Consider the following 13,950-nt stretch of genomic DNA (forward strand, 5'->3'; position numbering starts at 1 on the left):
ATCTTGTCACCGGATGCGGTAAAAAAAGCAGTAGATTTACTCAACGATCGTCCTCGAAAATCTCTTGACTATCGAACCCCTTCTGAGGTATTTTATAGTCAGGGATCGGAGACCGTTGCATTTCAAACTTGAATTGGCGTTCAAAAATACATCTTCTAAAATTCGATCGCGAATCGAAAGATTTCTGAGTGAGGATTTTAAAAAGTCTCTTTGCCCCGCATCATAGCGAGCTAAAAATTCTTCAGTGTTCATTTGTGGCTATCTATTTTCGCTGGAAAGCTGCTTAGAAAATTTTCCAGCAAACCGCTTATTTACCCATATTTCGCTTCAACTGTTCCAATTCCTCGTCCGTTTCCCACTTCTGAAATACCTGTTCTAAGGGATCGGCGGGATTATTTTGAAAGCGATAATTTGCCGTTTCGTCCCAACCGGGAATGTTCCACGACTGACTCGCCGCAGCTTGGGCGCGTTGGGCGTTAATTTCAGCAGCTTTGGCGTGAACTTCTTGGCGGCGCGTTTGAATTTGTTTCTGTAACTCTTGGGCTTTGGCGAGGCGGTCTTTAACCCCTTGCATTTGTCCCCAAAGCTGGTTTCCTTGTCGTAACAATACCGCTTCTCGATCGCGGGCGGCGGTGGCTAAATCCTGGCGTCCGGCTTTGTCCGCTTTGTCGATGCGGATGTGCCAGCGTTGGATGTCTTGGGCGGTTTCGAGGATTTTATCTTCGAGTTGCTTTTGTTTGGCTTTTAAATCCGCAATCAGGCGTAACGTATCCTCTTCCTGTTCCCGAAGCTGTTCTTCGAGGGCTTGGAGTTCCAAATGAGGGTTGGCTTGGAGAAATTCTTCCAAGCGCGTTTCGAGAAATTTGCTGAAGTCTTCAAATAAACCCACGATCGCATTCCTTTATACCGCAACAGTGACCCGAAACCACCCCTTAAAATTGCTGGCCGACGTAGATCGATCGCACCTCGCCGTTACGCCGCAACGACACGCGATCGCCCGTCACTTCCACCAACGTCCACCCACTGCTGGCGATGGGTTCACCCAAATCCACCCATTGCGGCGAACCGTTAATTTCAAACAACGCCGCCGGGCGATCGCCCTCTCCCCGTTCCAGGGTTCCCACTAAAGCGTAAACGTCCGTCGGAACTGGGCGACTGGCGGTCGCTGTCGGTTCTTTCGCCTCGGGGGTTACAGACGAGGGAGCAGGTTCGGGAAGCAATTCTGGCACCACTTCCACCGGAATTGGAGGCGGCGACACCGCTACCGTATCGTCGGGATCGATCGTTGGCGGGGTGGGATCGTCGGCGTTTTCGAGGTCGCCGGGAAGTTCCGGTAAGGGTACGGGAGTCGTCGAAACCCGCTCTAAAGCGTTGGCGATGCGGCTGAGAGACTGCGCCACCGTGTTGGGAGAGGTGGGGTTGACGGGAATCGAGAGCGTCGCCACGTCCGGCGGAATGGCGGGTAGGGCATCGGTTTCCGATTCCGGTAATTCTGGGGTACGGTTTTCGATGCGATCGAGCGCCTGTCCGAGATAATCAGAAAATTCTGCGTTGGCGACAACTTGCGGATCTTCCATCACTGGGGCGGGTTGCGCCGTTTCCGCGTCCGTTTCCGCCGTCGAGAACCAATTTTTCACCAAGCCGCGATCGAGTAGCCACAACGCCAACACCACCACCAGGGAGACGAACGCGCCGCCGAGTAACAGGCGATCGAACCACAAAAACGACCTGTCTGTTTTCGCCTTTTCCTCGCTTTCCGAGTCTACCGTCACCGGAACCGACTGAGCTTCCGGCTTCGTTTCCGCCGCCGGTGCCACCAACGGCTGTACCACGATGGGCGGAATTTGAATCGGTTTGAGTTCCAGGGGTTTGGGATCGGCGGGTTCTTGGGGCAGCTGTTCCGTGCGATCGAGCAGGCGATCGACATCCTGAAACACATCGTCGATCAACCGATCGGCATAAGCATCAACCGGGCGATCGTCCCGTTGCAGGCGGTTGTCAGTGGGGTGAGTGCTAGGGGTTTCCGGCATAACGTATCCTCAACGTCTCCTCACGCGCGAGCGTTTGGGGTGGCGATTTTGGCTCGACTCAACCAAATTATAAGGCATAGGTTCTCGAGAACTTGTGCGAAGATAGCATCGATCGCTGCTGTTTTCCGTGTTGTCCGACTATGCGAGAGTTATTCGCCCAGCACGCCCTGGCGCAGATTCCCAAAATCCTTACCCTGCTCGATCGCAACCCCCACAGTCCCACCTATGGCTGTTTCGATCGCAACTTCTGGCATTACAAAATTATCGACTTTCCCAGCGGGATGTCTCAGGAGTTCGTCTACCCCCTGGCGTTGGCGTACTGTCTCCCCATTCCCAACAACCCCTTTTACGAAAAAGCGGTCATCCGCGAGTGGGTGGAAGCGGGCATCCTCTACGCTGCCCGAAGCGCCCACCCAGACGGCTCTTGCGACGATTACTTCCCCTTCGAGCGTGCGGGGGGTGCGGCGGCGTTTTCCCTCCTGGCTTGTTTGGAAAGTTACCAAATGCTGGGGTTGGACAACTATGAAATTCTGAAATTTTTCGAGAAACGCGCCGATTGGCTGGCCGAACACAACGAAAGCGGACGACTGACGAACCACCAAGCCCTCATCGTCCTCTGTTTGGAACTGGCGGGGCAGGTTCTCGGACAGCCTTCAAAATGGGCCAGGGCGAAATCGCGGCGGTTAGAACGGGTTCTGGAGTGGCAAAGTGAAGAAGGCTGGTTTCAGGAATACGAAGGCTGCGATCCGGGCTATCATACGTTAACGATTTGGTGTTTGGCGCGGTTCGAGCAGCTTCGCAACCATCCCGACGATCGCCTTCGCGCCGCACTCGATAAGGCGATCGAACTAGCGGGACATTTTATCCACCCAGACGGTAGTTTCGGCGGCGAGTACGCCAGTCGCAACACCTATAATTTCTTCCCCCACGGCTTCGAGATTGCGGGACAGTGGATGTCCTCGGCGTTGCAGATTAACGATCGCTTCCTGCATGGGTTAGCCAACGGACTCGGCCCTTGCTACGCCGACGACCACATCGTCGGACACCACACCTGGAACTATCTGTTAGCGTGGCGGGATTTCGTCAGCGAACGTCCGCCGCTTCCCCCTCGCCGCGTCGGTCATATTTGGCTCAAAGAAGCGCAAATTCTCATCGATCGCCGCACCACGTTTCCCTCGGTCTCTGAAGACGGCGACGCCACCGACGCACCGCCACTTCCCGACCCGAAAAACCCCGCTGAAGCGACGATCGAGCTTTACGTTGCACTCAATAAAGGGGGCGTGTTTAAGATATTCCGCGACGGACAACTCGTCGCCTCCGATACGCAACTGTCGCTACAGGTGAAATCGGGAAACAAACTGAAAAACGCCGTCGGTCATTTGGTCGATCGCTATCAAGTACAAGTGCAACCCCACGAAGTCGAAATTCGCGGCCAGTTGGGATGGTCGAAACAGCAGCAAATGACGCCGTTGAAGTTGATGGTGTTGCGAATTGTCATGTTGACGGTGGGGCGGTTTTTCCCGAATTTGATTCGCAAACTGCTGCAAAAGATGTTGATTACGGGTAAAAGTGAAGCGCCGTTTTATTTTACGCGCCGTTTCAGTTGGGAAAAATCCCATTGGTTAGTGACGGACGAGGTGACGGCGAAATCTTGGAAAGACGTGAAGTCGGCGGGAATCGGCTGCGATCAGACTTCGATTTACGTGGTTATGAGTCGTACTTTCCAACGAAATCAACTGCGATCGTGGATCGATTTGACGGCGGCGATCGAACAGTTACCGAGCGATCGCGCGTTGCAACTTACTCGTAAGTTTTAGTCGATTTTAAGGTTTGACAACGACAGTGGTTCCCGGTTCGACGCGATCGAACAACTGACGAATATCGGCGTTTCGCATCCGCACGCAGCCATGCGACACCGCTTGTCCCATGACCGACTCGTCGGGAGTTCCGTGAAAGCCGATTTCATAGGTTCCGTCCGTCCAAAATCCTATCCAGCGTTCCCCCAGCGGATTGTTCGCCCCAGGGGGAACGATCGCCCCCGTGATGGGATGTTCCCAAGTGGGATTGGGAATTTTGTCTGTCACCTCGAAGGTTCCTATCGGCGTTTCCCAACCGGGTTTTCCCACAGCGATGGGATAGCCATCGATCCGTTGGTTTCCGCGATAGAGAGAGACGGTGCGATCGCTGATATCGACAACCAAACGGGGAGAGCGATCGATCGTCGCTAAATTCGGCGTCGGCGTCGGATTGGGGGGAGGTGGCGAGGGTGGAGTTTGCGGCGTCGAGACAGTGACAACGCTGACTTTCGCCGTTAACAGGGGAGGTTTCGACGGTTCTGGAGAAGCTTTTACAAAGCGGTTGGGAAAGAGTTTCGCCCCTTCCAACGCCAAGAGAACCAACGCACCGCTAAAGCACAGCAGCGCCACACTGTTGGCGGTTGCGTCGTTTCGTGCCATGACTGGGGTTCCCTGACTGCTTCTTCGATGGTACTGCGATCGATGGGGGAATTGCGAACATTTAACAGCCGTTTCTCCTCTCTCTCCAATCCCCCCAACCCCCCTTCGCCTCCCTTTCAAAGGGGGGTTGGGGGGATATGTCTGGTGTGGTGAAACCGTGCGTTCGGGCGAATTCAGCCGACGCCGGAACCTACAGCTTTCTGTTGTTGAGTTCCACTCCGTTCCACCCAACCCACGATAAAAAGTATAGATTTCAATTTTGTCGAAACTCCCAAAATTAACGGGTTGAAAAAATTTGCTTTAATTGGAGTTAACTTCGAGAAAAAACTGTCGCGACTGCAAACATGAGAACTGTCGAACTTTCCCTCGAACTCGATCGCACCCCCGAACTCGATCGACTCGGACCGATTACCGCCACGCCAGACGCCGCGCAAGCCTTGGGCGTTCCCCATCGCACCCTCGACAGTCTCGCCCGTCAAATTTGCCAATCTTGCGGTTGGCGCGTCGCACCGCCGTTGTTAGCCTATCGCACCCGTTTCAACGTCGCCCGCGAAATTCTCGAAACCGACGATCTCGAAGGAACCCTTCGCACGTCTCACAACGCCGTCGCCGCTTTGTTGCGATCGGGAATCGACCTCGACGCCCTTCTCGACACCAAAGAGATTTCAGAACATATCTCAGAAAACCTTTCAGAAGAGATTTCAGAAGAGATTTTAGAAAAGAGTTCAAAACCTCGACTTTCCAAAAATCTCCAATCTCTCGTCCGTTTTACCCGAGAATATCGCGATCGCCTGCACGAAAGCCACACCATCGATGCAGCAGAATTATTCTGGCACGCCGCCAAACTGTCCGACGCCCCCCAACCCCTTCTCGTTTACGGTAGCGGGGATTTCGGACGAGACGCCCTCACCTTTCTCGATGCGATCGCCGCCGAGGGTAGCCTCTTACATCTTCCCTGTACCGAAGACGACTGGTTTCGCGATCGCCGCGACGCCGCCGAAACCCTCAAACAACGGGGTTGGACCGTTCGCCACAGCCAACCGAAACCCCGTCGTTCCCCCGCCACCTACACCGTCTATCCCAACCTCGACACCGAAGTTCGCCACGTCCTCACCGAAATCAAATCCCTGCTTAACCAAGGAATTCGCGAAAGCGACATCGTTCTCGTCACCCGCGACGAAGCCACCTACAGCGACATCGTTCTCGATATCGCCTGGGAATACGACCTTCCCATCCGTCCCCGCTACCCGATTCCTCTGGAAAAAACCCGTTTTGGGGCGTGGATGCGGCTGTTGTTAGACGCGATGCGATCGCACTTCGCCTTCAACCCCACCGCCAACCTGCTACGCCATCCCCTCACCCCTCACCAACCCTCCCTCGACTGGAATCAAGTTCGCCTGCAACATCCCGACACCCGACGCGCCTGGGATAATTTAGGGGCGGATTTAGACAAATTGGGAAGTTGGAAATCCGCCACGCGCAAAACCTGGGTTCACAGACTCCAAGCCATTCTCGATACTTGGAACTTACAGGGACAGTGCAGCCTGTGGCCCGGCGAACTGGCGGCGTTGTATACCTTTCAAGAAGGGCTGCTGAGTTTAGGACAACCCGAACGCGATCGCCTCACGTTCGATCGATTCGCCCGAGATGTCACCGATAGCCTAACTCTCCTACAAGTTCCCGCCCAACCGGGACGGGGCGGCGTCGCCTTACAACCCCCCCTGTCTCTCATCGGCGCAAAAGTCCCTTACGTCTTTCTCCTGGGCGTCGCCGAAGGAATCTATCCCGCCCCAGTTCGCAACGACGCCAAACTCGACTTTTTAACGCGCCAGCAGTTGAACCGCCAGGGATTTCCCCTCGAAACCGCAGCGCAAATCGCCCGTCGCGAGGCGGTGTCCTTTGCGTTGTTGTTACAGGTGGCGACGACGCGCCTCGAAATGTCTTACCCGCAGCAACGGGGAACCGAACCCACCTTACCGAGTCCGTTTCTGTCTCAGTTCGAGATTTCTCCCTCAGCGGCGTCGGATGCAGCAGCGAAAACCGCCGCCAGTTGGGAAGAAGCGCGAAAATACCGCCTGCGTCAGTCCGATCCCCGCGTGGTCAACTTCTTCGGGGGCGATCGCGTGTTGACCCACGCCAGCCATACTTGGACGGTAGAGTGGAATCGAGAGCGATCGACCCCGTTCGATCGCTTCGATGGCGTCACCGACATTCCCCTCGATTACCGAAAACGGGTGTTCAGCGCCTCTCAACTGACGATGTTAGGTCAGTGTGGCTTCAAATGGTTCGCCACCCAGTTACTCCACCTGGCGGAACTGGCGGAAGCGGAAACGGAACTGTCGGGGCTGTTGCGGGGGCGCTTGTATCACAAAACGCTGGATTTGGTCTATCAGAAAGCCAAAAACTCGCCGGATTTGCGTCAGGGAATGTTAGACGCTTTGGAAGCGGCGTTTACCGAAGCCGAACGGGAATCGAACTTACCGGTTTTGGCGGCGTGGAAGGCGCGACGCCACGAACATCTCGAACGGTTGCGCCAGACGATTTCGCAGGAATCGTTTTTACCGGACGGAACGGAGGTGTTAGCCACCGAACAGGAGTTCGAGGGAGTTTGGTACGGATTGCGCGTCAAAGGGATTATCGATCGCATCGACCTCTCCCCCGAAGGAGTGCGCTTGGTGGAATATAAAAACCGTTCCAGTCGTCCGACGCGGGCGAAAGACCGTCGCGGAAAAGCCGCCCTGGACGTACAACTTCCCCTATATGTGGATGTCGCCGCCCCGCAACTCGGCGGCGGGCGTCCCGTGGCGGAAGCTTATTATTATTCGTTAACGAAGGGGAAAGTTATCGGACGCGCCAATTCTGTCGATGAGGCGGCGCTGTCTGAGTTCGCCCAGCGCGTGGTTGGCGATCTCAAACAGGGGGCGTATCCTGTAGAACCGGATGTAGACTATCGCGCCTGTCAGTACTGCTGTCACGATTTGGTCTGTCGTAAGGGGAAACGCTTAGAACGGAAAGGATTCGATCGCACTTCATCGGGCGAGTAACGTTCGATGAAGTCGGAACGGGTTGTCGAGAATCACTCAAACCCCTCTATTTTGGCACGATCGCAGAGTCTGCCACATATCTTTTGTGACCGAGCGATCGCTCTTAAGAAAACTTTATTTAAAAAAGCTTTAAAATGTCAGCCTAAATTGAAAAGACGTTAAAATTTACAATTTTTGAGTAATTCGCACAGTAAGATCGAAGTGGCGTGTCACTTTATTCGTGCCAAGGCTCGATCGATATGGGCAAACAGAAAAAGAAAGACAAATTCAAAGAATCCCTCGAAGGATTAAATTCGAGGGGTAAAAACGGAATAAATTCTAAAGAAAGCATCGAGAATCTTTCCAAAAAGGTTTACAACAAAGAACTCAAAAAACTTCACATCGAACTGGTCAAACTTCAAGAGTGGATCAAACAGCAAGGCTTAAAAGTTGCCATTATTTTTGAAGGGCGAGACGCCGCCGGGAAAGGGGGAACCATCAAGCGCATTACCGAATGTCTCAATCCTCGAATTTGTCGAGTTGTGGCGTTAGGAACCCCCACCGAACGAGAGAAAACCCAGTGGTATTTTCAACGGTATGTCCCCCACTTACCCGCCGCTGGAGAAATGGTGTTGTTCGATCGCAGTTGGTACAACCGGGCGGGCGTCGAACGGGTGATGGACTTTTGTAGCGAAGCTGAATATCGCGAATTTTTGCGATCGTGTCCCGAATTTGAATGTATGTTGATTCGATCGGGCATTATTTTATTGAAATATTGGTTTTCCGTCAGCGACGAAGAACAAGAACGTCGATTCCAAGCCAGAATTGACGATCCCACCAAACGCTGGAAACTGAGTCCGATGGATCTCAAAGCCCGAGAAAAATGGGTGGAATATTCGATCGCCAAAGACGAAATGTTTGCCCACACAGACATCAAGCGATCGCCCTGGTACGTGGTGAACGCCGACGACAAAAAACGCGCCCGTCTCAACTGCATTCGTCACATTTTAACCATGATTCCTTACGAAGACCTCACGCCCGATCCCATCGAACTTCCCACGCGTCAAATCGATAACGGCTATCTCCGCCCCCCCATCAGCAAACAAACTTTCGTTCCTGAAATTTATTGATGAGGAGATGATGGGAATTCCCCACTCTTCCAATTTTAGTGTGTAGGGTAAATGCTTGTAGCCTGTCTCTGGGAAGGGATGCAAGCGATTTGAGCTTCCTTTTTATACAGTTTAGCAAAAACTCCTACCCTGTAAGGGTTTCAGCGATTTCTTGCAGAGTAATTTCGGAAGAGCCAGAATTCCCCACTCTTCCCTCGACCTAGACGTAGAGCTTAGTGAGTGTCAACCATCCTGCAAATAGAGTAAATGCGTAAGTTCTGTACGGGAAAGGTCGCAGAAACCCCCCCAAACGTTTCGGTTGCACTCACTAGGCAGAAACGCGGGGATTTTCTAACCTATAGATAGGTCACGGAACGAATCTCAAATTAAACCATGAATCCTCTGTCTCAATCTGTTCCCGAACAAGGTCAGAATCAACTGTGGAAATATCTACAGTCGATGCCACCCGAAGCCGTCGAACGCCTCTCGTACCCCAACCCCGAGGTCGCTCAGGTGATGGAACAGAATCTAATTGGGATGTTGGGAGGACTGCCCTCGGAACAGTTCAACGTCTCAATTACGACCTCTCGCGAACATCTCGGAAAACTTCTCGCGTCGGCCATGATGAACGGCTATTTCCTCAACAATGCTTACCAACGAATGAATTTTGAAAGGTCGTTGCAAGCGGTGGAACGCAACGATGGCGATCGCTAGGTCTGAAATCCGATCGATCGTCCCGACTCGATATTTTATGTCTGTTTAGGGAGCCTTGTGGACAACGACGAGGCTCTTTTTTTGTCATATTTTCTGAAACCCTTAAGCGATCGCCTACCGATCGAACAGCTCGTCTAACGACTTTAACTCTGTCCCTGGATAGTAAAATTCTAAAATTTCCTTGCTGGATTTCCCTTCATCGGCCAGATGGTAGGCTCCCGTTTGACTCAAACCGACGCCGTGTCCGAAACCGCCACCAATAAAATTGTAGCCCCAGAGGGTTTTACTGTCGCCCTTCTCTTCGTAAATTGGCTCTAAATAGAACAAGGTACTGATCGGCGGATAAAACGCATTGCGAATTTCGTCGTTGGGAATTTCAACAACACCGCGATCGGTGGTAATCGTCATCTTTAAAATACGTCCCGATCGCGATCGCTCGACCACCTCCACTTTTTTAATTTCCGAAAAATTAATCTCGCGGTTGTTGCGGCGATAGTACCGTTTCAAAAACTCCGTCATCTCCTCGAGACTCGTAGCTTCTTTCCAGCGAAACGTATTCCACTCCGACTCGTTAAATCCGTCGTCCAACGCTAAAAACGCTTTGAAGTTGGCGTCGTTGTTTAACGGCTTCGCTGCTAAATCCCACACTCTGTTTACTGAATCGACAACTGCGGTTAAATACGGACGCGATTCGCCATGCCAGACATCTTCAAACGGCGCAGTGACTCCCCCCGTTGTCGAAGAATATAACGCATCGATGGGTTCGTTGTTGTAGGTCAAAATTTGTCCGGCGGTAGCGGCGATCGCGCGATCGGCTTTGTCTACCGTATTGTCTAATCCCCAGTACACTTGACAATGGGTATCGGCACAAATTTGGTAATTGTCGATCGCGAAGCGATGTAAGTTTCGGACAGCGTAGGTTCGTGCGATAATCGCTTGAGCTTCGACGGCGGCGTAGGGTGCGTTGGGGCCGATTTCGTGAGGAACGACACCCCGTAAATAGGTTTCGATAGAAACGTCGTTGACGAGGGTATAACTTCCGTAGGCGTTGGGTTGTAACCGCAGGGTTCCGGCGTAAGTATGGGAAGTGTTGCTATCCACGACGCGAACGCTACCAGAACTCTGAATTTCCATTTCGTCGCGGTTGTAGCGAAAGCCACCCGCTACCCAACCGGCTTGAAGTTGGCGATCGAGAACTTGGTTTTGTAAATAGGCGATGTCGTACCCCTGTTTTTCAAGGTTTTCGATTAACAGTCGCCGCAACAACGGCGTTCGATAAACCTCTCGTTTTGCCCAAACTTCCCAAATATCGCTCGGTTGTGCGATTTCTACTTCAATTCCGCGATCGCGCCATTCTTTGGCGTTCTGTTCGGCGTTTTCGTAACTGCGATGGGTACTCAACACCACCCGTTCGTCTAATACTGACCTGTCTAGAGGTTGGGGGACGACTTCGAGTTTGAGTTTGGGGAGTTGCTGAGTTTGCGGGGTTCCGTCGCCACCGAGATATCTGATGGTTAAAGCGTCGCCGTTGGCAGGTTCGAGGGTCAAGCTGTCGCCAGGTTCGTCGCCGAATCGTTGCACGACACCGACTTTTATCTCGAAAGCTTTAGCCAGTCTCGGAAACAATGCGGAAATTAACAGGGAAAGGACGGCGATCGCGAATGCGGAACGGAGTTCTTTCGCAGAAATTTGACGTACGTTTCGATGGCGAGATTGGCGGATTGATGTCGTGGTGTTGGCTGTCATCAGAATTTCTTCAATCGTCCGTTCGGTGTGGCTGGGTTTACACCTCAGCGGTGGGTCAGCTAGAGGCGATTTCCCGTGCGCGTTTTCGGTGTTCGAGTGTGATGCACCCGACCCCCAACAGCGGGTATCCCAAAAATGCTCGATGATTTGTAAGATAACAAATCAATACCGTAACGTTGCCGTCGTGCCAATCGAACTCGTCGATCGCGTCGATACTGTTTTTCTGAGTGTGATTGTCAGCCTGTCGATCGCGGCGATCGCCTTGGAAATCCGCTCGATCTGGATGTACTGGAATCGAGGGTGTTACGCCACGGCGAAGGCGGTGCGCTTGCTGCGATCGCACCTGCAATCGAACTCGGAACGCGACGCCATTCCTCTCGATCGACTCGACGATCGCGTGGTGCGTTGGCTTCTCGAACATCTCGATGGAGACCTCGACGATGGCGATCGCTTGTATTTTCGTCCTCGCCGTCAAGGACATCGCTTCGTGTTACTCTCCATGCCGACGATTCTCTCACGCGGCGTTCCTCGCAGTCCCGTCGCTTTTGCGCCGACGCTTCTCACGGCGTTGGGGGTATTGGGAACTTTTACCGGAATTTATTTGGGGTTGCAGCGAGTCAGTTTGGAGGCGATCGCGGAAACGGAAACCCTACTGGCGACGAGTACTCAACTTTTAGCGGGGATGAAAGTGGCGTTTTTTACGTCGCTGTGTGGATTGGGAAGTGCGAGTGGGTTCGTGGTGTTGCTGGCGATCGGCGATCGCGTTCGCCTAGCCTGTCGAAATCGGGTGCGATCGCGCCTCGATGCGGTGGCGTTTTTGGACTCTCCCACGCGGATGTTGTCTCGTCTGGCGTCGGGAAATTTGGGAAATCGCGCGATCGACGATCGCGTTGTCGAGGAGTTACAGCAAATTCGCCAACTTCAAGAACGTCAGTTAGATGCGTTGCGGGAAACTCAGGCGTTACAACGCGTTCCGCTTGAGATCGTCGAACGGTTAGAAACTCAGTTGAAACGGGAACTCATCGAACCCATCGCGCAGCAACTCCATCGCAGCAGCGAGTTAACGGAACGAACCCAGGTGACGGTGTCTCAGTTTGGGGAAACCCTGGGAACGTCGGTTTCGCAGTTAGCGGAATCGATCGATGCAGTCGGTGAGGTTCAGCGGGAGGCGATCGCGGGGTTACAGGAATTTTCCCACCGACTCGATCGCGCGTTGGAGAACTTGCAAACTCAAACTCAGACAGCGTTACGGGAAAGTCTGGATATGCAGCGATCGCTCCTCGACGATGTACAGCAGCGAACGCGAGACTTACTCGATCGCAGTCAAGCGGCGTTTTCGAGTCAAGCCGATGTTTTGAACGCGGTGGGTGACGAAACGGTCAAAACGATGGAAGCGGCGCGATATCAGTTAACGGCGAGTTTGGAAAACATCGACGAGACGATTCAGGGAACTCGCCAAACGGTAGAAGAGGAGTTGCAACGATTTCGCCTCGATTACCAATATGCACTTGACGGGTTCTTTTCCCAGCAAAACGAATTGTTGAAGGATACTCTCGTCAAACAGCGTCGAAATTTAGAGGAAATCGGCGATCGCTTCACTCGAACCCTTGCCGATGAAGTCCGACAGTTGGAAAATGGAGATCGATAAATGTTCGATCGCTTCGACGAGACGTTTGAAGAATTGAGTCCGCAGGAAGACGCGGGAATTTGGCTGTCGATCGGCGATTTGATGTCGGGGTTGTTGCTGTTTTTCGCGCTGTTGTTCGTAACGGTAACGATCCAGTTGAAGCAGTATCAAGACGCGCTCGATCGCCTTCCGGTGGTCGTCCTCAACGCGATCGAACGGGATTTAAGTGGTGAAGACATTCGCGTCGATCCCGATACGGGGGATGTGAGTATTGGCGATCGCATTTTATTCGACGAAAACAGTGCGGAGTTAAAGCCGGAAGGAAAGCGATTTTTACGAGAGTTTATCCCCGTTTACAGCGATGTCATTTTCTCGAATTCCGAGTTTGAAGCGCAAGTCGTTCGCGTGATCGTCGAAGGCCACACCAGTTCGGACGGTGACGATCTCGACAATTTAAAATTGAGTTTAAATCGTTCCTTAGCTGTGGTAAATTATTTATTTTCGGACGAATTAAATTTTAAAAATAAAGATAAATTTTTGCAAAAGGTTTTAACCTCGGGACGAGGAGAATTAGATGCAAGTTTAGACATTGACAATCCGGGCGATCGAAAAGTCGTATTTCGTTTTCAACTCAAACGTCCGAACTTTCAAGACTTTTTGTCGAGTCAATAATATTATTTTAGCGTTATCGACCATAGCAATCCTAAATCAGTTGTGTGCATCTCAATGGATGTAATACGGAATTCGTTCCCGATAAGCTAGGTTTCAAGAAGTCTTCACCACATCTCCCCTTAGCCCCCCTTTCAAAGGGGGGTTGGCTTGTCAGGTTGGGTAAAACCAGTATTTGAGTCTTCGGCTCCGCTCGGACTCAACGCTTCGACTTCGCTCAGTGTTGAGATTCGGATTCTGTATAAAAACACGAAGCTCTGGGTAGGTTGTGCGGAAGCTTATATCCGATAAATTTACGTTTTTGAGATGTACCTTTCCTCAGCCCCCAATTCCCTGTTTCCTGTTCCCTGTTCCCTTCCCTCACTTTAACTTTAGTACTTTTTCAGCAAGCCCTAAATAACATCGACGATTTTGGATATTTTACCTTCTTTAAAATAGGGTGCATCTCACTTTCGTAAAAACACAAAAATCATGGTAAAATAATATGAGTAGATATATCTAAAAAATTTCAAAATGAACTTAAACTCCGAAGAACGAGAAAAGCTACAAGAACATCTCAAAGCGGTGGCTGACATC

The 13,950-nt window shown here is 52.1% G+C and carries 10 protein-coding genes and 1 pseudogene; 7 read left to right on the forward strand and 4 right to left on the reverse strand.

What is annotated here, in order from left to right:
* Nucleotides 1-132 (forward strand): annotated as a pseudogene (locus POG22_RS12525) (IS30 family transposase); the annotation flags it as partial.
* 175 nt (nucleotides 133-307) lie between these two features.
* Here the strand turns inward: POG22_RS12525 and POG22_RS12530 are convergent.
* Together POG22_RS12530 and POG22_RS12535 are read right to left on the reverse strand one after the other, a co-directional pair.
* Nucleotides 308-889, reverse strand: coding sequence for a TIGR04376 family protein (locus POG22_RS12530; RefSeq protein ID WP_017660170.1), 582 nt, complete (start codon nucleotides 887-889; stop codon nucleotides 308-310).
* A gap of 43 nt (nucleotides 890-932) precedes the next feature.
* Entirely contained in the window at nucleotides 933-2,030 is a 1,098-nt protein-coding gene (locus POG22_RS12535) for a type II secretion system protein N (protein WP_498905595.1), read from the reverse strand.
* A gap of 140 nt (nucleotides 2,031-2,170) precedes the next feature.
* Here POG22_RS12535 and POG22_RS12540 point away from each other — a divergent pair, with 140 nt between their 5' ends.
* Nucleotides 2,171-3,847, forward strand: coding sequence for a hypothetical protein (locus tag POG22_RS12540; RefSeq protein ID WP_498905597.1), 1,677 nt, complete (start codon nucleotides 2,171-2,173; stop codon nucleotides 3,845-3,847).
* Between the two features lie 6 nt (nucleotides 3,848-3,853).
* On the opposite strand, the gene POG22_RS12545 is transcribed toward POG22_RS12540, so the two are convergent.
* A complete protein-coding gene (locus POG22_RS12545; protein ID WP_498905599.1) occupies nucleotides 3,854-4,486 on the reverse strand; it encodes a L,D-transpeptidase in 633 nt (210 codons plus the stop codon).
* Between the two features lie 344 nt (nucleotides 4,487-4,830).
* Here POG22_RS12545 and POG22_RS12550 point away from each other — a divergent pair, with 344 nt between their 5' ends.
* From POG22_RS12550 to POG22_RS12560, 3 genes are all read left to right on the forward strand, one after another.
* On the forward strand, nucleotides 4,831-7,530 hold the full coding sequence (locus POG22_RS12550) for a PD-(D/E)XK nuclease family protein (RefSeq protein ID WP_498905601.1): 2,700 nt from the start codon (nucleotides 4,831-4,833) through the stop codon (nucleotides 7,528-7,530).
* Nucleotides 7,531-7,769: 239 nt separating this feature from the next.
* Nucleotides 7,770-8,639: a polyphosphate kinase 2 gene (gene ppk2, locus POG22_RS12555; RefSeq protein ID WP_498905603.1), complete on the forward strand. Its 870-nt coding sequence runs from the start codon at nucleotides 7,770-7,772 to the stop codon at nucleotides 8,637-8,639.
* A 372-nt stretch (nucleotides 8,640-9,011) separates the two neighbouring features.
* Nucleotides 9,012-9,332: a DUF760 domain-containing protein gene (locus POG22_RS12560; RefSeq protein ID WP_498905605.1), complete on the forward strand. Its 321-nt coding sequence runs from the start codon at nucleotides 9,012-9,014 to the stop codon at nucleotides 9,330-9,332.
* 114 nt (nucleotides 9,333-9,446) lie between these two features.
* On the opposite strand, the gene POG22_RS12565 is transcribed toward POG22_RS12560, so the two are convergent.
* The gene (locus POG22_RS12565; protein WP_498905607.1) at nucleotides 9,447-11,078 is read right to left on the reverse strand and encodes a SpoIID/LytB domain-containing protein; all 1,632 of its coding nucleotides are present in this window, start codon (nucleotides 11,076-11,078) and stop codon (nucleotides 9,447-9,449) included.
* Nucleotides 11,079-11,262: 184 nt separating this feature from the next.
* Here POG22_RS12565 and POG22_RS12570 point away from each other — a divergent pair, with 184 nt between their 5' ends.
* Nucleotides 11,263-12,726: a hypothetical protein gene (locus POG22_RS12570; RefSeq protein WP_498905609.1), complete on the forward strand. Its 1,464-nt coding sequence runs from the start codon at nucleotides 11,263-11,265 to the stop codon at nucleotides 12,724-12,726.
* Entirely contained in the window at nucleotides 12,727-13,377 is a 651-nt protein-coding gene (locus POG22_RS12575; RefSeq protein ID WP_498905611.1) for an OmpA family protein, read from the forward strand.
* Nucleotides 13,378-13,950 lie beyond the last annotated feature (573 nt).

The sequence above is a fragment of the Geitlerinema sp. CS-897 genome (assembly GCF_028368005.1).
GTDB lineage: Bacteria > Cyanobacteriota > Cyanobacteriia > Cyanobacteriales > Geitlerinemataceae > Baaleninema > Baaleninema simplex.